Below are 24083 nucleotides of genomic sequence, written 5' to 3' on the forward strand. Positions count from 1 at the left end.
CGCAATATAGAATCACTTGTCGATCAGCGGGGTAGTCTGTTGCTGCTGGCGCTGCAACTGCCGTTCCTCGACGCCGTCCTGCGCCTCCGCGATGCGCACGTCGGCGTCGATGCTGATGTCGCCCGCGACCGTCACCGATCCCCGGATCGGCGCGGCCTCGTCCGCATCAAGGCCGCTCGCGACGCGGAGATAGCGTTCGGTCACGCAGACGCGGTTGGACGGATCGAAGCCGATCCAGCCGAGATCGGGCAGATAGGCTTCGGCCCAGCCATGGGTTTCGTGCAGCACATCGTCCCCGGCCGCGAGCAGATAGCCCGAGACGTAACGGGCGGGGATGCCCAGGCTCCGGGCGGCGGCGATGAAGATCTGGGCATGATCCTGGCAGACGCCAGCGCCCAGGGCGAAGGCCTGCGCGGCGCTGGTGTCGGCATGGGTGACGCCGGCGCGGTAGGTCACGGCGTCTATGACGGCGGCGGAAAGGGCGTGGAGGCGGGCGAGCGGGCCGCCGCTGTCGGGCTGGGCGCTGGCCATCGCTACGATCTCCGGCGAGGCGCGGGTGAGTTTGGTGTCGCGCAGAAAGTAAGCGGGCGGGACGGCGGAGCGGATATGACCGACGACCCCGTGGGTCTCGCGGGTTTCGACCAGCCCTTCGGCCACGATCACCGCATGGTCGAGCCGGTCGTGCCGGACCCAGATCGCCTCGCGCTCGCCATAGCTGTTGGGGTAAAAGCCGGGGAGCGGATCGTCATTGATGCTGACGCGCCAGTCGTGGACGGTCTGGGCGGGAGTATCGACCGGCATGAGTTTCAGGCGCATCGCGACGCGGCCGGCGGTGGCGGCGTAGCGGTAGATCGTCTGGTGGCGGACGAGCAGTTTCATCAGCTGGTCCCCTCCCCCGCCCCGCGCTCAGCCGAAATGATAGGTCTGGGCGATCTCGAAGCCCAGCTGGTTGGTCATCTTGAGGCCGTGCTGCACGGTTTCATGGAGACCGCGGCGGAAGATTTCGCCGCTGTCGAGGCTCTCCTGCTCGGTCACCATCTGCTCGATCGTGTCGTGGCAGGCGCCGCGCGCGTCGTGCCAGCCGGCAAGGCGGCCGAGGCGGTAGGACAGCTGGCCGTAGCAGAAGGCGACGCTGCGCGGGAAGAGCGTGTTGAGCATCAGGAAATCGGTGATCTGCCAGGGCGTGTAGGTGCCGCCATAGACATGATGGTAAGCGCGCGCGCCCGACAGCGCGTAGAGAACCGAGGTCCATTGATAATGGTCGCGATTGCCGCCGACCACTTCGGTTTCGGGCAGCAGGACATAATATTTGACGTCGAGCAGGCGCAGCGTCATCTGCGCGCGTTCAAGCGCCGCGCCGGTGCGGAGGAAATCATGGCCTTCGTTACGGAGCTGGCCCGAATCCGCCGCGCCGCGAAAGGTCATCACGCGGGTCTTGACCCAGTCGATCAGCGCGGGGAGCTGTTGCCGCGCTTCGGCGAGATCATAGCTGTCGAGCTTGCGCCAGCCCTCGTTCAGCGCCTCCCACATATCCTGGGTCAGCATGGTGCGGGCGGACTTGGCGTTGGCGCGGGCTTTGAGGAGGCAGGAGCGGATCGAGCTGGGATTGTCGAGATCGAGCATCAGCCAGGAGACGACGTCGCTTTCGGTGACGGTCTTGCCTTCGGGGAAGCGATGGTCCGCGCCGGTGGCGCGCGCGACCGAGCGCCATTCATCGCGATGATGCGCGCCCGGCAGGATCGCCATCCGCTGCCCCATGGTGAGCAGGCGCGCGGTGGATTCGGCGCGCTCCATATAGCGCGCCATCCAGAAGAGATTTTCGGCGGTGCGGCTTAGCATGGGAGGGGTTCCCCACACATACGTACCGTTCGGGCTGAGCGAAGTCGAAGCCCTGGTCTGAGCGGAGGCGAAGACACCTCCCTCCGGTCGGCGCAGCCCTTCGACAGGCTCAGGGCGAACGGATATTTGATCTTACAGTCCATCGCCATCAATCCTGCAACACCCAGGTGTCCTTGACCCCGCCGCCCTGGCTGGAGTTGACCACCAGCGACCCTTCGGTCAGCGCGACGCGGGTGAGGCCGCCGGGGACGAGGCGGAGCTGCTTGCCGACGAGGCAATAGGGGCGGAAATCGGCATGGCGGCCGACCACCGCCGCCGGGCCGAGCGTCGGCACGGTCGACAGGTCGAGCGTGGGCTGGGCGATGAATTCGTGGGGGTTCGCCTTGATGCGTTCGGCATAGGCGGCGACTTCGTCCTTCGTGGATTTGGGGCCGATCAACATGCCGTAGCCGCCCGACCCATGGACTTCCTTGGCGACCAGTTCGTGCAGATTTTCCAGCACATAGGCGAGTTCCTCGGGCTTGCCGCATTGCCAGGTCTGGATATTGTCGAGGATCGGCTTTTCGCCGAGGTAGAAGCGGATCATTTCCGGCACATAGATATAGACCGCCTTGTCGTCGGCGATGCCCGAGCCGGGGGCCGACGCCAGGGTGACGCCGCCGTTGCGATAGACGTTGAAGATGCCGGGGACGCCCAAGAGGCTGTCGGGGCGGAAGACGAGCGGGTCGATATATTCGTCGTCGATCCGGCGATATATGACGTCCACCGCCTTCGGCCCTAGAGTCGTCTTCATCCAGACCCGGTCATTGTCGACGAAGAGGTCGGCAGGCTCGACCAGTTCCACGCCCATCAGGTCGGCGAGGAAGCTGTGTTCATAATAAGCGCTGTTGAGCGAGCCGGGGGTGAGGACGACGACGACGGGATCGCCCTTGCACGCGGGGGGGGCGACTTCCTTAAGGGACTTGAGCAGCTCGGCGGGATAATCGTCCACCGGCGCGACCACCCCGGCGGCGAACAGCTCGGGGAACATGCGCGTCATGATCTCGCGATTTTCGAGCATGTAGGAGACGCCCGACGGGGTGCGGCAATTATCCTCCAGCACCTCGAAACTGCCGGGGCCAGTGCGGACGATGTCGATGCCGACGATATGGCTGTACACTTTGCCGGGCGGGGTGAAGTCCGCCATTTCGGCCAGATAGGCGCTGTTGCGGTAGATGATGTCGGCGGGCATGATGCCGGCCTTCACGATCTCGCCGCGATGATAGACGTCGTGGAGGAAGGCGTTCAAGGCGCGGGCGCGCTGGCGGATGCCCCGGTCGAGAACGCGCCATTCGTTCGCGGTGAAGATGCGGGGCAACAGGTCGAAGGGGATCAGCCGTTCGGGATCGCCGCCTTCGCCATAGACGGCGAAGGTGATGCCGATGCGGCGGAAAATCGCCTCGGCCTCGTCCATGCGGCGATTGAGCCCGGCGATGCCCGTCCGCTCCACCCATTTCTGCACTTCGTCATAACAGGGGCGTATCGATCCGTCAGGCTCAAACATCTCATGGAAGGGCAAGTGGACGATCCTCCCTCGGCCAGGACGGCCGGTTGTGCGTTGCAATATTCATGCGCTGCGGATTGGCGATTGCAAGCCAAATATCGCAGGCGGGGCGCTGCGTTCCGCAAGCGGTTGCGCGGGGAAGGAAAAACAGGCGGTTGTGGCGGATGGTGCGGGGCGGTTGAAAATTTTGGGCGGTCGGCGCGCGCGCCCCGTTGACCCGCCCGCCCCGCCTGCGTATAGCGCGCGCTCACCGCAGGGAACGCCCCTGACGATGCCCATGGGGCGGAGTAGCTCAGCCGGTTAGAGCAGCGGAATCATAATCCGCGTGTCGGGGGTTCGAGTCCCTCCTCCGCTACCAACCCGGATTGTCCACCAGTGACCCACTGAGGCCACTGGCAGACATTTTTCGAGGAAAATCAAATATTTTTCGCGTCCCGTTGCGTACGCCGGCGTCCCGGTGCGACCGGCTGCGGCCACCCACGGCGATTTGGATTGGGGGTATTTTGGGGGTATTTTTCGGCTGTCCCCAAAACAGGCGATACCCCCAGATGGCTTTGAAAGAACTTGAGGTCAAATACGCCACCAAGCGGCAGCGCCCCTACAAGCTGTCCGATGGAGAAGGCCTGCACCTGCTCGTCCAGCCGAACGGATCGAAGCTCTGGCGCCTGAAATACCGCTTCGACGGCAAGGAAAAACTGCTGAGCTTCGGCAAATATCCGACCGTCACGCTGGCGATCGCCCGCGAGAAGCGGACCGAAGCCAAGCGGCTGCTCGATCAGGGTGAGGACCCCGCCGAGGCCAGGAAGCGGGCGAAGAAGCAGAGGGCCGCGCTCAAGCTGTTCGAAGAGATTGCGCGGGCCTGGCACGCCAATCGTATTGAAGGGCTGGACTCGGCCCATGCCCTGCGCGTCATCAACCGGATGGAGCGCGACGTCTTTCCGGTCATCGGGAAGCGTCCGATCACGGAAATCGACCCGCCCGAGATTCTCGAGATGATCCGCGCGGTCGAAGCGCGCGGCGCCCTCGATATCGCCCGTCGCCTCAAGCAGAACGTCAGCCAGATCTATCGCTTCGCGATCGCGAGCGGCTGGGCGACCATCGATCCGACGCTCGGCCTCAACGATGCGCTCAAGCCCAAGCCGCCCGTCAGGCACATGGCGCGCGTGCCGCTCGCGGAGTTTCCGAAGCTGGTGCGAGCGATCTTCGCCTATGACGGCGAGGACACGCCGCGCCGCCGCGAGATCACCCGTGACGCGCTGCTGTTCACCTTGCTCACATGGGTCCGAACCAGCGAAACCCGCTTCGCGGCCAGGGACGAGTTCAAGGATCTCTATGGACCGAACCCGCTATGGCGTCTGTCGCCGGAGCGCATGAAGATGGAACGTGAGCATCTTGTTCCGCTGTCCCGCCAGGCCGCAATGATCGTTCAGCGCCGCTTGCAGGCGACGAACGATGCGTTCCTCTTTCCCGGAGCCAAGCCTGGAAAGTCTATTTCCGAGAACACCATGATCTATGCCTGTTATCGGATGGGGTATCTCCATCGGCAGACGGTACATGGGTTTAGGGGGCTCGGCTCGACCTGGGCGAACGAAGCCGAACGCTACAAGCCGGATTGGATCGAGATGGCGCTCGCTCACGAGGACGAGGATGAGGTGCGCGGCGCTTACAACAGTGCGCTCTATCTCACACCGCGAAGGCGGATGCTCCAAGACTGGGCCGACGTGATCGACGCGGCAACCGCAGTGTCGAATGTCGAGAAGAATCCTATCGAGTTCTCACAATTCATGCGCTGTTCCGCTCCCATCCAGCACCTGCCACCAAGCGACCAGAGACAGCCGTATTGGCAACGCCCCCTTCGGGCGGCTTCGCGATGAGCCTCAAAAGTCAGAACCGCCGATTTAGAGGCGCGGTTTTCTGCCATAGTTGTTAGAAATATCAGCTACTTAGATGCATCCGCGAATAGTAGAATGAACTCCAAGAAACCGTATCTCACTACATCTCATCATAGCTGATTCCCCTTGCAACTCGACAAGGGAAACCGCCGGGACCGCCAATTACGCCGATACATCGTCTGGAAGGGCTCGATTGGGGCGAGCAGAACGCGCGCATCCGTCCCGATGGACGCGCTCAGCGTGACTAATTCAATGAAATATATGGGGTTATTTGCGTCGCCACGAAGCGTCAGCGGTGCAGGCTCATCAGTCCTTAATCAATGAGTGGGAGGAATAGTTCGCCAACAAATTGAATTGGACGATGAGCCCCAAGGCGCGGCAAATGGCGCCAAATCAAAAAATGCCGTGGGGAGGACAGTCATGGTCACAGCCTTTAGGACAAATTTGCTTTGTGCCACCGCGCTATCGATCGCGTGTGCGCTTGCAGTGCCGGCACATGCCCAGGACGCTGCATCGCAGGGCGAAAAGCCCGAGGCGCAGGAAGGTGGCCTTGAGACAATCGTCGTCACGGCGCAGAAGCGCGAACAGAATTTGCAGGATGTTCCAGCCGCCGTTTCCGCCATAGGCGGCGAGACGCTGCGCACGCGCGGCATCACGGAGACCTCAGACTTGATGGGCGCGATCCCCAGCCTGCAAGTCACCACTCCCTATGGTCGCACCCAACCGAATTTCTCGCTGCGCGGGATTTCAGTGGCGAACGAATTTTCCGCCTCCACTGCGTCGCCGGTTGGCGTCTATGTCGATGAAGTCTATCAGAGCTTCCGGGCGAGCCATGGCCTGCAACTCTATGACATCGACCGGGTCGAGGTACTGCGCGGACCGCAAGGAACACTCTACGGTCGCAACACCACGGGTGGCGCGATCAGCTTCTTCACGCGCAAGCCGGATCTGGGAGAGGCCAATGGCTATCTGACCGCCGGCTATGCCAATTACGACACTTTCACGGTGCAGGGCGCCGCTGAAGCGACGCTGGTTCCCGACATCTTGGGCGTCCGCGTCGCCGGTACTTTTGCAAAAGGGGATGGTTGGCAGCGCAATGTACTGCCTGGGAATGAGCGCGACCTAGGGACCACCGATACGATCGGCGGTCGCATCTCGATCCGCTTCCGGCCCGATCCCGATCTCGACATCAATTTGAAGCTCTATGCCGCGAAGGACGATCCATGGGGCACCGCGCCCTATGCAGGTGGTCAACTCGCGGGCGGGCAGGATGCGCTCGGCTATTCGCGTTACGATCCGCAACCTTTCCTAGGCGGGCGGTTGCTGCGTGACAATGAGGTCGCAGTTGATCGGGTAGGTAAGAACATCAGCAAGTCGAAAGGGATAGCCCTCAACATCAAATGGGATGTCAGCGACCAATTCTCCGTCACCTCGATTACCGGCTACGACACCGGCGACTATATCAACAATCCTGATGATTGCGATGGCGGCCCAGCCGATCTCTGCTCGATCGGCTACACGTCGACGAGCAAGAATTTCAACCAGGACCTGCGTTTCAGCTATTCGAACGACCGCCTCGATATCATTGCCGGCCTTTATTATGGCAGGGACAAGGTCAAGACGGTCAACTACCCGGACTTTTTCGGGGCGCTGAGGCCGCTGCTGCTTGGCGCCGGTCTTCCGGGCAGCTACAATAACGCCGCAATCGGAACGCCCGACGCGATCCGCTATATCCCAGCCTTTGCCGCCAATCCGGCGTTGGGGCCTGGCGATGCCGGATTCTGCGACGCGATCGAGATCAATCCCAACGGCTTCCTTGATGCACGCTCGCTGATTGCACTCCAGACCGACATCGCGATCAATAATACGGGCAATGGCGGCATGGGGGGTAGCTTTTCGGCGGGCTGCGCCGGGGCAGGCGCGCCTCCGTTCACCCCGATCCTCGGCGAACAGCGTTTTGACGTGTCGCGCCCCTCGAAGGCGATCTACGGCGACGTAACCTGGAAAGCGACCGAGCGGCTGACCGTGGCGGTGGGTGCACGCTACACCCAGGATAAGGTCAATTACCTTAACGGCAGCACTTTCCTCTATGCGCTCGACGGTACGACGCCGGTTGTCAACCTGATCCCCTACAGCAATCCATACAACCCCAATCTCGCGCCGCTTGAGCAGCGCGAAAAGGCAAACAGGCTAACCGGCCGTATCAATGTCAGCTATGAGTTCGCCGATGATATCATGGGCTATCTCCAGTACAGTCGCGGTTACCGCAGCGGCAGCTTCAACGGGCTTGCCTATCAGGGCGTCAATCAAGTCTATTATATCCAGCCTGAAAAGGTGAATGCATATGAGGCGGGGCTCAAAACCCGGCTGTTCGATCGCCGCGTCCAACTTAACCTCGCGGGCTTCTACTACGAGTATTCGAATCACCAAGTAACGCAGGTGGTCGGCGCTACAACCTTCACGCGCAGCGCCAATGGTCGCCTGTTCGGTGGCGAGGCCGAACTCGCCTGGCAGGTGGCCGATACGTTGCGTTTCGATGCTTCGCTGGGCTATCTCAACAGCAAGTACAAAGGCAATGTGATCGATCCGGCAAACCCGGCCAGCCCGACATTGAACGTCAACGGCAATCCCTTCCCGAACGCGCCGGAGGTTACGTTCCAGGCCGGATTCGACTGGGATATGATCGATGACGGCACCAACAAGCTGACCTTGCGCGGTGATGCGTCCTACATGGGCAAGTACTATTTTGATCCGTTCAAGAATTATGGGCAGACACCGTGCGATACACCCCCAGCGGGATCGAACATAACGCTCGCGGGTAAGGCGATTACATGCGCAAATCCGGGCTACTGGCTCGCCAATGCGCGATTAACCTATGCGCACGACAATATGTCGGTTAGCTTGTGGGCGAAGAATCTGTTCGACAAATATTACTACACCTACGGCCTCAACCTCAACGTGTTCGGCTACGATTATCTGAACCGCGGCATGCCGCGCACTTATGGCGTCGAAGCGACAGTCAAGTTCTGATCGCTGCTGCGACGGGGGCGGCGGGCATCCTCTCCCGCCCGCTGCCCCCGATTTTTTCGACCTGACTTTCAGACCGAGGAGCATCCATGATACGTTCCACCGGCAACGGTCCCTCATTCATCGGCACGGCGTACAGAATCGAGCGCGCTGTGATCACTGAGATCGGCGCAGCTGAAAGCACCGCCCAGGCGAGCAGCGCCGAGCGGCCAGCGCGCCTCCGGACGATTTAACGTGGATGCGTCTCGGAACAGAACTGAGCTGGAACGAATTTTCGCGACCCAACGCGAAGGGACGCGTGAGCAGGTTTCGCGCAGCTACGAAGAACGCATGGACCTGCTCGGGCGCCTTGGCCGGATATTTGAGCAGCACAGAGACGAATTGGTCGATGCCGTTGCCGCCGATTTCGGCATTCGATCCCGCTACGAGACTATCCTGCTCGACCTGATGCTTGGCATATCGGAAATTAAATTTGCGCGCCGCAATCTGAAGACGTGGCTGAGGCCGCGGCGGGTGAAGACTGACATCTTCGGCCTTCCCGGTTCATCGCGCCTGGTCCCCCAGCCCCTAGGTGTGGTGGGCGTTCTCGGCACGTGGAACTATCCGCTCGGCACCATATTCGTTGGCGCGGCCGGTGCATTGGCGGCCGGCAACCGCGTGATCGCAAAGCCGAGCGAAGTTTCCGCCAACGCCGCCGAAGCCAGCGAGCGGCTTGTGCGCCGGTATTTCGCCGAAGAGGAATTCGCGATTGTCCAGGGCGGGCCCGACATGGCACAGGCGATGACGGCCCTACCTTTCGACCATATTCTCTTCACCGGTTCACCCGCGGTTGGCCGCAAAGTCTATGAAGCGGCGGCTGCCAACCTTACACCTGTTACTCTGGAACTTGGCGGCAAATGCCCTGCCATCGTGGGCAAGGGTGCATCGCTTGCACAAGTCTGTGAAAGCTTAGTGTTCGGCAAGCTGCTCAACGCCGGCCAGACCTGCATCGCCGCTGACTATGCCTTCGTCCATGTCGATCAGATGGAAAGCTTCGTCGCCGCACTCCGCGCTCAGGTTGCCAAATGCTACCCCAACGCGGCAAGCAACCCCGATTTCACCAGTATCATCAATGACCGACAGTTCGCGCGGCTCCAAGGTTTGCTCGATGATGCCGAAGCCAAGGGCGCGACGGTGCTCAACCTCTCGGACAACGGCGATGGAACGCTTCCTGAACGGCATCGGATCGTGCCGTTGGCGGTTCTCGACGTTACCGATGACATGGCGATGATGCAGGAGGAGATTTTCGGACCGATCCTGCCGATCATGCCATATCGCTCCGAAGACGAGCTCATTCGCTACGTAAACCGGCATGAGCGCCCGCTGGCGCTCTATTATTTTGGCGACGAAAGTGAGGAACGGCGCAAGATCATTTCCGAAACGCACGCTGGCGGCGTGACTCTCAACGGCACGGTCATGCACGTCTTCCAGCGCCGGCTGCCTTTCGGTGGCATCGGACAGAGCGGCATCGGTGCCTATACCGGCGTCGCCAGTTTCGAGCGCTTCACTCATTACAAGCCGGTGTTCTCTCAGCCGAAACTCAGCCTGCTTGGTCAACTTCTGCCACCCTATTCGAGCAAGACCGAAGGACTACTCAACATCTTCGAAAAGATCCTCTGACGTGGCTGCGGCGGTTGATGCTGGCATGTTGCATGACGCCGGGTCGCCAGCATGGGTCGAATGACAAGGGAAGCAAATGGCTGACTATGTAATTATTGGAGGTGGGTCGTCGGGCGGCGTTATCGCCAGCCGGTTGTCCGAGGACCCCGATGTCACCGTTTGCCTGCTCGAGGCAGGCGGCCCAGGCACCTCGCCGCTTGTGTCCACGCCCGGCGCTTTTGGGGCGCTGATCCAAGACTATCGGATCAATACGCTCAACTGGCGGTTCAACACCGACCCTTCAAAGGCGCTCAACGACCGCCGCCTCTACAATCCGCGCGGGAAGATGCTGGGTGGATCGAGCGGTATGAACGGGATGGTCTATATCCGCGGCGACCGGTCGGATTTCGACCACTGGGCCGAACTCGGCAACGACGGCTGGGGTTACAACGATGTCCTGTCCTATTTCCGCAAGGCTGAGAATAATGAGCGCGGTGAGGATGAGTTTCACGGCTCGTCGGGACCGCTTCACGTATCCAACGGCAAGCGCGAATTCGATGTCTATGATGCTTTCATCGAGGCGGCGACTGGACTGGACCATCAAGCCAATCCGGACTTCAATGGTGCCAGCCAGGAAGGTGTCGGCATCTATCAGTTTACCGTGAAGGACGGGAAGCGCGCCAGCGTGAAGGCGTGTTACCTTGATCCGGTGATGGGCAGGCGCGGCAACCTCCGCGTCGAAGTACATGCCCGCGTCCATCGTATCAGGTTTGAGGGCAACCGCGCGGTGGCAGTCGAGTATTCCCAGGACGGGCAGTTGAAGACGATCCCGTGCGAAAAGGAAGTCATTGTCAGCGGCGGCGCCTATAATTCGCCCCAACTGTTGATGCTTTCCGGTATCGGACCGCGTGATGAGTTGGAGAAGCATGGAATCGAAGTGATTCATGATATTCCCGGTGTCGGCCAGAATCTTCACGACCATCCTGACCTGATGCTGGTCTACCAGTCGAAGAAGCGGCTCGGGATCGCACTCAATGTCGTTGGCGCGCTCAAGACCGTGCGAGACCTATTCCAGTATCTCACGCAAAGGAAAAGCTGGCTGGCATCGCCGCCCACGGCTGCAGGCGGTTTCTTGCGATCCGCGCCGGGGCAGAACCGGGCGGACTGCCAGGTCCATGTCGTGCCGCTCGCCTATCGCGACCATGCGCGCGACTACAAGCTGATGACGAAATGGGGCTATACGATCATTCTCAATATTGGGCGCCCAAAGAGCCGCGGCTGGGTTGCCTTACATGACTCAAACCCCGAATCCGATCCCAAGATGGACCTCAATCTCTTGAGTCATCCCGACGACCTCAAGACGTTGCGCAATGCCTTCCGTGTCGTGCAGGAGATCCTGCATTCGGATCGCATGAAGGCGATGATGAAACGGCCTCTCTATCCTGACCGCTACCTTGAAACTGATGAAGAGATCGACGCCTATATCCGGGCAGAAGCCAATCATGCTTATCATCCGGTGGGAACATGCAAGATGGGCACCGACGAGATGGCGGTGGTCGACAACCGCCTGCGCGTTCACGGCCTCGCAAATATCCGCGTGGCCGATGCCTCGATCATGCCATCAATCGTCAACGGCAACACCAATGCAACCTGCATCATGATCGGCGAGAAAGCCGCCGACATGATCCGGCACGATAATATGAGCAGCAAGAATAGCATCGCAGAATATTGAATTGGACGATTGGATCAATGCTGCAGACACAGATGCTTACGAAAAGAAGTCCGGAGAGGCCTATCGCATGTCAGTTTATTATGTGTCGACTGCGCCATTGTGGGCGAGCGCCTTAGAGGAGCGCGGCTGATGGACGTCCGTACGCAAATACGTCGCGCCGCACGTTATTTCGCCCAGCAAGAGGCTCTCGTTCACGGCCACAGGCGGTTGACTTTCTCGGAAGCCTGGTTGCGCGGCGTGAAGCTCGCAAATGCTCTTGCGGAGTGCGGCCTTCAACCGGGTGACCGGATTGCTACGCTGGAGAAGAACTCCATCGAGGCCGCCGACATCATACTGGCGGCTGCCATTGGAAACTATACGCGTGTTCCTCTCTATGCGCGCAACCGATGTGAAGCGCACGCCCATATGATCGCGAGTACCGGATCTCGGTTGGCGCTGGTCGATGAGGCATTGGCTTCGGAGTTGGCGGGGCTGGATGCCCAAGCTCCGACGCTTGAGCGGATCATTATCCGCGATCACAACTATGAGAATTGGTTGGCGACAGCCTCGGACCGGGATCCTGATCCCGTCGTCGCGCCGGAGGACTATTGTGTCATCCGCCACACCGGCGGCACGACGGGCAAACCCAAGGGCGTTGCCTATCGGCACCGTTCATGGATGACGATCTCCGCCGCATTTTTCAGCATCGGCCCCCAAGTGGCCCCAGGGGATGCCATTCTGCATGTCGGCCCGTTGTCCCATGCATCGGGCTTCCTGTTCGTGCCGGCCTGGTATTGCGGCGCCCGCAACGTGATGATGGACGGCTTCGATCCAGCGTCCTTTCTTGACACTCTCGAGCAGGAACGGATCAGCCATGCCTTTGTAGCCCCCACCATGCTCAATGCCATAGTGCATCACGACGGGGCATATGGCCGCCACTTTCCGAATTTGAAGTTTCTGCTGAGTGCTTCAGCGCCGATCTCCGAGCCGACGCTTCGCAAGTCGTGCCAGATATTCGGGAATCATGTTCTTCATTCGGGCTATGGACAGACCGAAATCCTGCCCATCGCGTCTATGGGGCCCAACGAGTGGTTCGGCGAATTTGAAGGTTCTGCCCCAATTCGGGCGGTCGGACGTCCCATGAGTGGCGCCGATATCGAAATCCGTAACGAGGACGGAAAGGTGCTGGGACCAAACGAGCCCGGCGAGATCGTCGCACGGTTCGAAAATGGCCAGATGGAGGAATTCTGGAACGATCCGGAGGAAACCGCCCGGCGCATGGAAGATGGCTGGGTCAAAACCGGCGATGTCGGCATGATCGACACAAACGGATTTTTGTATCTGCTCGATCGCAACAACGACATGATCGTGTCAGGCGGCTTCAATATCTATCCCACCGAAATCGAAAACGTAATTGCCGACCATCCCGGTGTACTCGAGGTCGCGGTCTTTGGCGTGCCCCATGAAAAATGGGGTGAAACGCCGCTTGCAATGGTGCGTGTCAAGCCCGGAGCACAAATCACGGAGACCGAGATAATAGATTTGGTGCGCCAGCGTCTGGGCTCCGCAAAAAAGCCAAGCAAGGTCGTTTTTACCGCCGAGCCACTGCCGTTGAGCAATGTCGGAAAGGTGCTTCGTTCAAAGCTTCGAGAGCCCTATTGGGCGGGCCAGGACCGGCGCATTTCGGGGGCATGACCGACGCAGCCATCCTAGCCACATCCTCTATTCCGGTGACCGCCTGCCGGCGCGCGGGAGACTGCAATGGACTATGAATACATCCTGGTTGAGCAACGCGGCCCAGCGCTTTGGGTGACCCTCAACCGGCCGGCAGCGTTGAACAGTCTGTCGTTGGCTTTGGCCGAGGAACTCGCCGCAGCGATCGAGGCAGCGGAAGCAGATGCGACGGTGCGCGCTTGCATTCTTACCGGCGCCGGACGGGCGTTTTGCGCTGGCGCGGATCTGCTCGCAATTGGCGATGGAACAGGCGGACAAACTCTCGCCGAACGCTTAAATCTGTTTCTGCCGCCGCTCGGTCAGGCTTTTAACAGGATCGAGACGTCGCGCCTTCCGATAATTGCGGCGGTCAACGGCCTTACGCTCGCCGGCGGCTTGGAACTGGTGTTGTGCTGTGATCTCGTCATTGCCGCGCACCCGGCCAGATTTGGCGACGCCCATGCAAATTACGGCCTGTTGCCCGGCGGTGGAGGGTCGGTTCGACTCCCTAGGAAGATCGGCGAAGCGCGTGCGAAACATCTGATGATGACCGGCGGGACCATCTCGGCTGCCGAGATGAAGGAAGCCGGACTCGTGACCCAACTGGTTGCTCCCGAGGATCTCATTGCGGCAGCGCAAGCGCTGGTAGAATCTCTTGCAGAAAAGAGCCGGCCAGGGCTCGCCTACATGAAGCAGCTAGTCCGCGCTGCGCAGGATAGCTCGCTCGAAGTCGGGCTGCGTCAGGAACTCGAAACCATGGCTGCTTACGCCTTGTCCAACGACATTGTCGAAGGACTGGCGGCATTCCGGGAGAAGCGGAAGCCCGATTTTTCCGACCGGTGAGACCTGATCGGATGCGGAACACATTGGAAGAATGGATCAACGAATGACCGACATATTCGTCATGGGGGTTGGGATGACCCCGTTCGGAAAACAGTTCGACAAGAGCCTGAAAATGCTCTGCGCCGAAGCTTCGTCGCAGGCCTTTTCCGACGCAGGATGCACCGCCGGCGATGTCGAAGCCATCTTCTTCGGCAATTGCGTCCAGGGGCATATGGAGGGCCAGGACATGATCCGCGGCGAAATCGTGGCGCGAGCGATGGGCATCTCAAGCGTTCCCGTGGTGAATGTCGAAAACGCATGTGCGACGGCTTCCACGGCCTTGCACATGGCCGCCGCCTATGTTCGATCGGGGGCAGCGGATGTCGTACTCGCGCTCGGCGCGGAGAAGATGTACTCGCCCGACAAGGCGCTCATGTTCAGTGCATTCGATGGCGCTTGGGACGTGCATGAAACCGAGTCGGGCCGCGCGCAGCTGCTGGCCATGGGCAATGGCGTCGATGTTCCGGAAGGAACGACATCGAGTCAGCCTTACAGCGTTTTCATGGATGTATACGCCGCGATGGCACGCGCGCACATGAAGACCTACGGCTCGACGCAAGCGCAAATCGCGGCCGTCTCGGCGAAAAATCACATGCATTCGACGCGCAATCTGCTTGCCCAGTATCGCCTCCCATATACCGTCGAAAGTGTACTCGCTGCGCCTCCGATCGTTTACCCGTTCACACTGCCGATGTGCTCCCCGATCAGCGACGGCGCCGCCGCTGCGATCATCTGCAGCGAAGCCGGTCGGCGCAAACTGTCGGCAGCCCCGGACAGGGCGCTAAGAATCCTGGCGTCTGTGCTGCAAACCGGCGCCGCGCGCGATCCCTTTGATTATGACCACCATGTCAGCCGCCTTGCGGCGAACCGGGCCTATGCGATGGCCGGCGTGGGGCCAGAAGATATTGGCGTCGCGGAGGTGCATGACGCCACGGCGGTTGGCGAGATCATTGAAATCGAGGCGCTCGGCCTGACGCCGCCTGGCGAGGGCGGACTCGCGGCAGAGCGCGGTGAGACGGCGCTGGGTGGGCGTATTCCGGTAAACACGTCGGGCGGGCTTGAATGCAAGGGACATCCGATCGGCGCCACCGGGCTCGGCCAAATCTACGAGCTTGCGCTGCAATTGCGCGGCGAGGCGGAAGATCGACAGGTTCCGAATGCCCGGTTCGCGATCGCGCAGAACGGCGGAGGTGTCATCGGGGTGGAAGAGGCGGTGGTCGCCGTCACGATCCTGGGCCGGTAGTTGTCAGAGCGCGCCTAGGGAAACACGGGGTCACGATATGAACTTTGAGCTGTCCGATGAACAACGCATGGCGGTGGAAACCGTCCGCCGCTTTCTCGACAACAAGCTTGAGCCGGAAATCCGCCGGCATGGGGAGCGATTCATCCCCAAACCGCTCATGAAGGAATGGACTCAAGCACTGACCGGCTATGGCCATATTACCGCACCGCATCAGGAGCAATGGGGCGGGCTTGATATGGGATGGCTCACTCATCTGCTCATTTTCGAGGAGATCGCCTATTCCTCGCTCGATGTGGCCATACCCGGCTTCATCAACGCGGTTGGCGCAGAACTCATCCGCCGCTTCGCCCCGGAGACGATCAAGCAACGCTATCTTGCCGACCTCGTCGCGGCCGAGAAGTTCGTTTCGCTCGGCATCTCGGAGCCCGATGTCGGCTCGGACGTCGCCGCCATCAAGACACGCGCCGTACGAGACGGCGATTTCTGGGTCATCAATGGCGAAAAGACCTGGATCACCAACGGAGCCTACTCGGACATCTTCATCTGTACGTGCAAGACTGGCGAAAATGAAGTCACTCACATCCTGGTCGATCGTGACGAGAGTGAGTATGAGGTGCGCGATATCCAGAAGATGGCGCTCAACGGCCAATCGACTGCACAGATATTCCTGTCCGATTGCCGCGTACCGGTGGCAAACACGATCGGCCGGGTCGGCGATGGATTGCGCAATACGTTGCAAGTGTTCGAGATTGCCCGCTGCCATATGGCGATGTGGAGTATCGGCATCGCACGGCGAGCAATGGATGAGGCGATCGCGTACGCTCGCGATCGCGCGCAGCATGGCAAGAAGATCGCCGGCCATCAGCTGATCGCCGACAAGATCGCCATCATGGCGACCAAGATCGACGCAGCCCGTCTGTTGACGCACCGGGCAATATCCCTCGTCCAGGCGGGCACGCGCGCAGAGACGGAATGCTCGATGGCCAAGTGGTACGCCACCGAAATGGCGATCGAAGCGACGCGCGATGCGCTTCAGATCCATGGCGGCAACGGCGTCACCCGCGAATTCATCGTTGAGCGGCTGGTGCGTGAGGCGATCATTTGCCCCATCCCCGATGGCACGACGGAGATTCAAAAGCTTGTTGTTTCGCGCGCCCTGACCGGCATTCAAGCCTTTCGGTAAGGCTCAGACGAAAACGACAGCGTCGACGGAAATGGAGCCGCGTGCCTGACTCGCACAGGATCAAATGCGCAGATGCGTCGCTCAGGTAAAAGAGGCAGACAAGCGATGGACGAAGAGCTTCGTTTCGATGGCAGGGTAGTGGTTGTGACCGGAGCCGGAGGCGGACTTGGGCGCCAGTACGCGCTGATGTTTGGCGGGCGCGGAGCCAAGGTGGTGGTGAATGATCTGGGTGGCGACGAGAAAGGGAGCGGCAGCTGCTCCACAGCCGCTGACAATGTGGTCGACGAAATTCGAGCCACGGGCGGTCAGGCGGTGGCAAATTATGCGTCGGTCGAGGAGGGCGCGCTGATCATCCAAGCCGCGGTTGACAACTTCGGAACCGTTGACGTCGTCATCAACAATGCCGGCATCCTGCGCGATGTGAGCTTCCACAAAATGACCGACGAAGACTGGACACTGCTTCAGCGGGTCCATCTGAATGGGACGCGGGCAGTGACGCAGGCAGCATGGCCGATACTGCGCGACAAGGGCTATGGCCGCATCGTCATGACCACGTCTGCAGCCGCAATCTACGGCAACTTCGGTCAGGCCAACTATGCCGCAGCCAAGCTCGGAATATTGGGGCTTGCGAACGCGCTGGCGGAGGAGGGGCGGTCCAGAAACATCCAGGTTAATACGATCGCCCCAATCGCCGCATCGCGTATGACCGCGACTGCCTTTCCACAAGAGTTTCTCGCCAATCTCAGAGCGGAAGCGATCAGTCCATTGGTCGGTTGGCTTGCGCACGAGAATTGCAGCGAAACCAAAGGGCTTTTTGAAGTTGGAGCCGGCTATATCGCCAAGCTTAGGTGGGAGCGCGCGCTTGGGCACGCCTTCGGAGCGGACAGGGCGTTCACGCTCGATGATGTCGCCCGGCACTGGGGTAGAATTGTCGACTTCACGGATGCCGAGCACCCGCTCGGGCTGAATGACAGCCTTGAGGCGGTAGAACGGGCGCTGAGAGCGTAATCAACCCGATGAATTACCATGATATTTTTGAGCGGCCGTCGGGCTGCCGATGGCGTCGTGCTGCCGCCAGATATCGATGAGCAGCAGGAATAGTTCTGCAGCGAATTGAATTGGACGACGGCCCTCAAATGCCGCCAAACGGCATGAACTACACAATATCTCCTGGGAAGAGAGGATCAGCCATGAGAGGATGTCTATTGGCTTCTGCCGCGTTGTTGTGCTCGGGAACAGCATTTGCCCAGGAAGCAACGCCCTAGGCGAACGACCAAACCGGGAGCGCCACGGAAGCGCTGGCTGAGGACATTGTCGTTACCGCCACCAAAAAGGGCTATGGCGAAAGCGTGCAGAAAGTACCGATGGCGGTCACGGCTTTTGGTGAAGCGCAGCTGGATGCCAAGTTCGTCCAGAATCTTCAAAGTCTGAGCTACGACGTTCCCAACGTCCAGCTCGAGGATGTGGGTACGGCACCGGGCTATGCCAATTTCACTATCCGGGGCCTCGGCATCAACAGCACGATCCCATCGATCGACCCCACCGTAGGCGTTTTCACTGACGGTATTTACCTCGGCATCAACGCTGGTGTCGTGCTGGACAACTTCGACCTTGAGGGGATCGAAGTTCTGCGTGGACCGCAAGGCTTGCTTTTCGGTCGCAACGTTACCGGCGGTGCCGTGGTTGTGCGGACCACGCGGCCCAGCTTCGATTTTGGAGCCAAAGCCAAGCTATCCATTGAAACGGGACTGAAAAAGACCGTAAGCGGCACGGTTACCGGACCTATCGTCGATGACGTTTTGGCTGCCAAATTGGCCGTCTACTACAGCGACGACAATGGCTGGTTTCGCAACCGCTTCGACAATCGCAGCTTCGGTAAATCACATGACCTTATCATTCGCCCGGCACTTTCGCTCAAGGGTGGCGACCGCTTCCGAATGGATCTCCGCTATGAGCATGGCGATGTCGAAAGCGATGGAGCCCCTGTCCAGAGTCACGCGCTGTTTCCCCGCGACAGCTTCAGGTTTTCGATCAATTTCCCAGGTTTCTATGATGCCAAATGGGACCAGGCGATCGTGGAAACCAACATCGATGTTGGTCTGGGCGAAGGCGTCTTCACCAACATCGCTGGCTATCGGAAATTCCGATCCTCCGCGGGCGCTGATATCGATGGAACACCACAGTCCTTCTTTCATGCCTTTTTCGAAATCGACCAGGATCAACTCAGCGACGAACTTCGTTATGCCGGAAGGTTCGGTGACGTCGAATTGACAACCGGTCTATACTATTTTTCCCAGGATCTTCGTTACGCCGAGCTGCGGAATCTTTTGGGCGGTGCTCGGATCGTTTCCGGTGGGGGTACGCAAGACCAGACAACATGGGGCATTTTTGCTTCGACCGACTGGCATTTCACCGATACGCTGACCTTGAATCTCGGCGCGCGGTATAGTTGGGAACGCAAAGCCGTTCGGGTCTCGGCCTTACGCGCAAATGGTTGCAATCTAGACACGCTGATCTGTGCAACCAATTTCGCCGACGCGGCAAAATGGCGAGGGTTTACGCCGAAAATCGGCCTTCAGTGGAAGCCGGATGACGACACGCAGATTTATGGCCTTTACACGCGCGGGTTCCGCAGCGGCGGATATAATTTGCGCAACACCGATCCCGCTGTGCCGCCGGGGCCATTCAATCAAGAGACCCAGGACAGTTTCGAACTCGGCGCCAAGAAGCAATTCGGGCGCCACCGGATCAACCTGGCGGCCTTCTACAATCGCATGAAGGACCTGCAGCGCGAGATCAACCTGCCCGGACCGCTTGGCGTCAGCCAGGTCATACGGAACACCGCCGACGCCACAATCAAAGGCGTCGAGGCCGAGGGGCAGTTTTTTCTTTTGTCCAACCTCGTGATTTCGGGTCAGCTCGGCTACGTGAATGGCCAGTATCGCAACGTCCAGTTCGACCTCAGCGGTGATGGCGTCATCAACGATGTGGATCGTGCGCTCAAATTGCCAAGGCTGTCGCCATGGACCTATGGCGTGGGGCTGACTTATGATCAGCAGCTTGGCGAATTGGGGACAGCAACGGCGCGTGTCAGCTTCACGCATCGCGACAAGGCGGCATTCACCGACAACAACGTCGGCTTCCTTCAGGGCGCCGATATGCTCGATGCGAGCCTCACATTGGCGACCGACAACAAGCACTGGCGCTTCTCCATCTATGGCCGAAACCTCCTGAATGAGGTGACGATTGGCGGCGATACACCTTTGCCGGCGGCCTTCGGGGGCACGGGTGCAAGCCTTTCACCGCTAAACAGGGGGCGCGTCATCGGCGGAGAAGTGGCGATTAGCTTCTAGGCCATTTTCGAGGCGAGTGGAATCACCCGCCAACTCGGAAAATGCCCAAGATCAATTTGCTAGAGCATTTCCTGCCGGAAAGCCGGTTCCCACTTCTGCGCGAAATGCTCTAGCTGATCGCGACGGATGCAGCGGATTTCCGATCGCACCCCGCCCCCTTGCCGTTAATCCGATGATGCGGTGCGCCATGCCTGACGAACAAGGCTGACGAGCGCACGGCCAGCCGGTTTTACCTGCCAGCGGCTACGCACAGCATAACAAAGCGTCAATGGATCGAATAAACCGATTCCCTCCAAGGCCACGAAATTGGCGCGAAACCATGAGTTCTCGGTGAACTGTTTTGCAACCATCCCGATAGCATCGGATGTGGCAACGATCCGTCGAACCAATTGAAAATAGTCTGTCATGTGGATCCAGTCAGCGGGACGCTTACCGCTTTTTTCGTACATCTGCTGAATGATCGATGTGTAGGGTTCGGAAGATGAGGGCACTACGAATTCGAACTGGACCAGCGGCTCCTTGCTGGTCGGGTTTATCCCCAGAATGGGATGATTGTTCCGCACAAAAGGCAGTATTTCGATCGAGGCGACCCGCTCGCACTTGAATTCCGGCCAGCGTGCAAAGGCCGCTTCAAGTCCAAAGGCGACATCGATATCGCCGCGCGACAGGAGTCGCACGCCCCTTTCGCTGTTGCCCGAAACGACTTCGACGCGCACTGCCGGATGGCGCCGCAGCAAAGAAACCAGAGGTTGGGTGAGCAACCAGTCGATTGACCCTGGGAACAGTCCGATTCGAAGCGGGCCCGCATAGGCGTCGGCGCGGCGGGCTGTATCTCCGAGTAGTTCAGCTGCGTCGGCAAGCAAGCGCGCTGCGCGATCAATAAATTCGCGTCCCTCCTCTGTCGGCATCGCGCCCCGTGAGGTCCGATGGAAAAGGGAATAGCCAAGATGCCGTTCGAGTTCAGCGACACTCTTGGTCACCGCCGACTGCGTGACACCAACCGCATCCGCTGCCCTGGAGAAGGAACGAAGCTGACCAACCGCGACGGCATGCTTGAGGCGAGAATCGAGCATGGACATGCCCCACAGGAATAATTGCTCCAGAGAATGAATTAGGCGAATCAAGGTCATTTTGCCAATCTTACTTTCGACACTGCCGCCCAGCACGACTGCAACCCGTCTCGAAATCTGGAGCGGCGAAACGGCCTGGATCAAAGCGCCAAGGTCTCAGACGCAGGTATGCCTGAATGACGAAAACTGGTCCGCTTGCAGGCCTCAAAATACTCGAAATTGCGGGCATCGGCCCGGCGCCGTTTTGCGGAATGCTGTTGGCCGACCTTGGCGCCGATGTCGTCGTCATTGAACGCGTAAGCCCTAACTCCGAAAATATCGATCTTGGCAGCGGCGCCATTGTGAACCGCGGGAAACGTGTAATTGCCTTGGATCTGAAGTCCCCCGAAGGCGTCGCGCATGTCCTGGATCTCGTCCAAAGGGGCGATGTACTGATCGAAGGCATGCGGCCTGGGGTGATGGAGAGGCTCGGCCTTGGTCCCGAGGTTTGCCTAGCGCGTAACCCCCGCCTTGTATTCGGTCGCATGACGGGTTGGGGGCAGCAGGGACCTCTCGCCCAAGCGGCCGGCCATGACATCAACTATATCGCGCTGTCAGGAGCCCTTTGGTATGCTGGGCATCCCGGTGAACCGCCAATGGCGCCGCCAAGCCTGGTAGGCGATATTGGGGGTGGAGCGCTCTATTTGGCCATCGGCGTCCTCGCAGCGGCAATGCACGCGCGGGATACCGGGAATGGGCAAGTGGTTGACGCCGCGATCGTCGATGGGAGCGCTCACATGATGAACTTGCTCCTGAGCCTGAAGGCCGCCGGCCAGGTTGCCAGCATACGCGGCTGCAGCATCCTTGACGGCCCTCACTGGTACTCGACCTATCGGTGCGCCGACGGGAATTTCATCTCAGTCGGATCACTCGAGCCCAAGTTCTATGCGCTGCTTTGCAAAAAGCTGGGGTTGGCCGGCGATAGCAGTTTTGACGACGGCTATGATCGTGATGCCTGGCCCGAGCTCAAGCAGCGTTTTAGCGAGATATTCGCCATGCGGACACGGGAAGAATGGCGCACACTGCTGGAAGGCAGCGATGCCTGCTTTGCCCCCGTGCTTGATCCGGACGAAGCGGCGCGCCATCCTCATATGGCAGCGCGAGGCGTCTATCGGGAGATCGACAATATCCTCCAGGCAATGCCGGCGCCACGTTTTTCGGGCTCGTCACTACCGATCCCCGGACCGATCCCGCTGCATCATGAAGATCCGAGTACAATTCGGCGGGGCTGGAGCAAACCGGACCGCTGCGGGATTACCGCCAGAACCGACTGTTGCGAGTAGTCGGTTGGCATGGTGGGCGGCCAGCGGCCCGACACGAACGGTGATTTCATAACTATGAACCAATGCGACGCTCCGCTTCGCTGCGCTGCATTCAAATCAAAGGAGACAACGACACACAGGCACGTCAAACTATCCGATGATTCCTGTACGCCACGCCGGAACGGCGATTGCGGACGTGTCCACGGGACGTTGTTCGCATCGTGATTCGCTCGGCGCTTGAAATCAATGCTCGCCCCGGATGTGACGACGCCGATGGGATTTCCACTGCGGCGTCCACGGCCAATGTCCTGGCGTGAGGGCTTCGGTCATCGACCGATTCGACCGTCCGAATGCGGTCTTTTGGCGCGCCTGAGAATCCGCATCAGAGTTGAGTGCGCGTTGTTCGGGAATCTCATTTAAATATTTGTAAAAACGTAATAATATAGATAATAACTCCAACCTGTATCCAGTGTGGAGTAATGGTCGCAGGGCGTGAACTTACGCCCTTATGGATGCGTCGAAGTCCTTCAGTTTGAATCTCAGGAAATTGCGGCTTGCGATGCGCATCACGCAAGAAGCGCTCGCCCATGATGCGGGCACGAGCAGCTCTTATCTGAGTGCGATCGAAAATGGCCGGTCGAGCCCGACGCTGAAAGCAATGGAGCGGCTCGCGAAGGCACTCGGCGTTAATGCCGTCTATCTCTTGTCCGGCCGGATATCGATCTCGATCGTTTCGGACGACGAACTGGAAATCGGCGCGATACTGGCGCGCCCGGCGGTGACGCTCCGGCGCCATCCGCACAAGCCGACGGGGCGGCCGAGCAAGACCAAGTAAATCATCGGGGGCTGCACGCGCGTGGGCTGGAACCACGCGCCCGATAGACGCGCCCGCAACGCGCGCGTCGAAAGGAGTGCCCCTCGGTGCCGTTTCGCGACCTCGATGCCTATATTAAGCAGGCCAGGCGCGCGAACAGTGATCGCGAGCTGTTCAGTTGCAGCGAGGCCGCCGCACGCCAGCTCGGCCTCCCATGGCTCGCGATCGTCCAGAGCATGGCCTTCTTTCAGCCCGGTGGGCGATATTTCCGCATGGACAATTTCCAGAGCTGGGGCGACGTTTTCGTCGCCGAAGGCTATTACCGCGACGATCCCGCCTTGCTCGCGGCGCGCTCGACAAGCCGGGCGTTCTGCTGGCACGAAATGGAGCGACTGCTGGGCGGCTTCACGCGGCGACAGGCGCGCATCGTGCGCGAAGCCGCGCGTCATGGCCTGCGCAACGGCCTCACCGTTCCGATTGGCGTCGCCGGCGAGCCGCCCGGATGCTGTACGTTCGCAACGCGCGACGGGCAATTGCCGCCATCGCATATCTGCCGGATCGCGACGCTGATGGCGAGCGAGGCGTTTACCGAGGCGCGGCGCTTGCACGGCTTTCCGGCGCGCCCGCTGAAATTACCCCATCTCAGCCCAAAGCGGCTCGAATGCTTTCGCTTGGCGGCGATGGGCAAGAGCGACGTCGAGATCGGGATCATGATGAACATCGCCCCGACGACAGTGCGCACCTACATGCGTGACCTGCGCGAACATTTCGGAATCTATTCCCGCGCGCAGCTCCCGGCGATCGCGCTCGCCTGCGGAATCGTCTGCATCGAGGAGATCGTCCCGCGGTTCTGAGCGGGATCGCCGCATCCTCA

General features: G+C 60.0%; 17 protein-coding genes and 1 tRNA gene. 14 read left to right on the forward strand and 4 right to left on the reverse strand.

Translation table 11 applies throughout. From position 1 onward, the window contains the following. Positions 1–12: 12 nt before the first annotated feature. The 3 genes from V2B31_RS02765 to V2B31_RS02775 all read right to left on the reverse strand — a co-directional run bounded on the left by V2B31_RS02765 (position 13) and on the right by V2B31_RS02775 (position 3397). Positions 13–879 (reverse strand): transglutaminase family protein, encoded by an 867-nt coding sequence (locus V2B31_RS02765; RefSeq protein WP_328275083.1) that lies wholly within the window; start codon positions 877–879, stop codon positions 13–15. 27 nt (positions 880–906) lie between these two features. After that, positions 907–1839 carry an alpha-E domain-containing protein gene (locus V2B31_RS02770; protein ID WP_328275084.1) on the reverse strand — a complete coding sequence of 311 codons (933 nt, stop codon included), beginning with the start codon at positions 1837–1839 and terminating at the stop codon, positions 907–909. Between the two features lie 148 nt (positions 1840–1987). Further along, entirely contained in the window at positions 1988–3397 is a 1410-nt protein-coding gene (locus tag V2B31_RS02775) for a circularly permuted type 2 ATP-grasp protein (RefSeq protein WP_328275086.1), read from the reverse strand. 266 nt (positions 3398–3663) lie between these two features. Between V2B31_RS02775 and V2B31_RS02780 the strand changes: the two genes are divergently transcribed. From V2B31_RS02780 to V2B31_RS02830, 11 genes are all read left to right on the forward strand, one after another. Next, a tRNA-Met gene (locus V2B31_RS02780) sits at positions 3664–3740 on the forward strand. A 190-nt stretch (positions 3741–3930) separates the two neighbouring features. Continuing rightward, complete coding sequence (locus tag V2B31_RS02785; protein WP_328275087.1) at positions 3931–5256, forward strand: tyrosine-type recombinase/integrase; 1326 nt, start codon at positions 3931–3933, stop codon at positions 5254–5256. 504 nt (positions 5257–5760) lie between these two features. Then, the gene (locus tag V2B31_RS02790; RefSeq protein ID WP_136176541.1) at positions 5761–8304 is read left to right on the forward strand and encodes a TonB-dependent receptor; all 2544 of its coding nucleotides are present in this window, start codon (positions 5761–5763) and stop codon (positions 8302–8304) included. A gap of 231 nt (positions 8305–8535) precedes the next feature. After that, on the forward strand, positions 8536–9960 hold the full coding sequence (locus V2B31_RS02795; RefSeq protein ID WP_157228455.1) for an aldehyde dehydrogenase family protein: 1425 nt from the start codon (positions 8536–8538) through the stop codon (positions 9958–9960). A gap of 76 nt (positions 9961–10036) precedes the next feature. Beyond that, entirely contained in the window at positions 10037–11671 is a 1635-nt protein-coding gene (locus tag V2B31_RS02800; RefSeq protein ID WP_328275091.1) for a GMC family oxidoreductase, read from the forward strand. A gap of 129 nt (positions 11672–11800) precedes the next feature. Continuing rightward, positions 11801–13345, forward strand: a complete 1545-nt coding sequence (locus tag V2B31_RS02805; RefSeq protein ID WP_026108915.1) for a class I adenylate-forming enzyme family protein — start codon at positions 11801–11803, stop codon at positions 13343–13345. Positions 13346–13411: 66 nt separating this feature from the next. After that, the gene (locus V2B31_RS02810) at positions 13412–14206 is read left to right on the forward strand and encodes an enoyl-CoA hydratase/isomerase family protein (RefSeq protein WP_011415062.1); all 795 of its coding nucleotides are present in this window, start codon (positions 13412–13414) and stop codon (positions 14204–14206) included. A gap of 43 nt (positions 14207–14249) precedes the next feature. Continuing rightward, a complete protein-coding gene (locus V2B31_RS02815) occupies positions 14250–15488 on the forward strand; it encodes a thiolase family protein (protein ID WP_011415063.1) in 1239 nt (412 codons plus the stop codon). Positions 15489–15525: 37 nt separating this feature from the next. Next, complete coding sequence (locus V2B31_RS02820; RefSeq protein ID WP_017499968.1) at positions 15526–16671, forward strand: acyl-CoA dehydrogenase family protein; 1146 nt, start codon at positions 15526–15528, stop codon at positions 16669–16671. Positions 16672–16776: 105 nt separating this feature from the next. Further along, the gene (locus tag V2B31_RS02825; RefSeq protein ID WP_011415065.1) at positions 16777–17679 is read left to right on the forward strand and encodes an SDR family oxidoreductase; all 903 of its coding nucleotides are present in this window, start codon (positions 16777–16779) and stop codon (positions 17677–17679) included. Positions 17680–18020: 341 nt separating this feature from the next. Continuing rightward, a complete protein-coding gene (locus V2B31_RS02830; RefSeq protein WP_231735665.1) occupies positions 18021–20024 on the forward strand; it encodes a TonB-dependent receptor in 2004 nt (667 codons plus the stop codon). Between the two features lie 164 nt (positions 20025–20188). On the opposite strand, the gene V2B31_RS02835 is transcribed toward V2B31_RS02830, so the two are convergent. Next, positions 20189–21238 (reverse strand): LysR family transcriptional regulator, encoded by a 1050-nt coding sequence (locus V2B31_RS02835; RefSeq protein ID WP_026108914.1) that lies wholly within the window; start codon positions 21236–21238, stop codon positions 20189–20191. A gap of 32 nt (positions 21239–21270) precedes the next feature. On the opposite strand from V2B31_RS02835, the gene V2B31_RS02840 reads away from it, so the two are divergent. From V2B31_RS02840 to V2B31_RS02850, 3 genes are all read left to right on the forward strand, one after another. After that, positions 21271–22416: a CaiB/BaiF CoA transferase family protein gene (locus tag V2B31_RS02840; protein ID WP_026108913.1), complete on the forward strand. Its 1146-nt coding sequence runs from the start codon at positions 21271–21273 to the stop codon at positions 22414–22416. Between the two features lie 487 nt (positions 22417–22903). Further along, entirely contained in the window at positions 22904–23230 is a 327-nt protein-coding gene (locus V2B31_RS02845; protein WP_017499963.1) for a helix-turn-helix domain-containing protein, read from the forward strand. A gap of 86 nt (positions 23231–23316) precedes the next feature. Then, positions 23317–24063: a LuxR family transcriptional regulator gene (locus tag V2B31_RS02850; protein ID WP_017499962.1), complete on the forward strand. Its 747-nt coding sequence runs from the start codon at positions 23317–23319 to the stop codon at positions 24061–24063. The last annotated feature ends 20 nt before the right edge of the window (positions 24064–24083 follow it).

This window comes from Sphingobium sp., assembly GCF_036170395.1.
Lineage (GTDB): Bacteria > Pseudomonadota > Alphaproteobacteria > Sphingomonadales > Sphingomonadaceae > Sphingobium.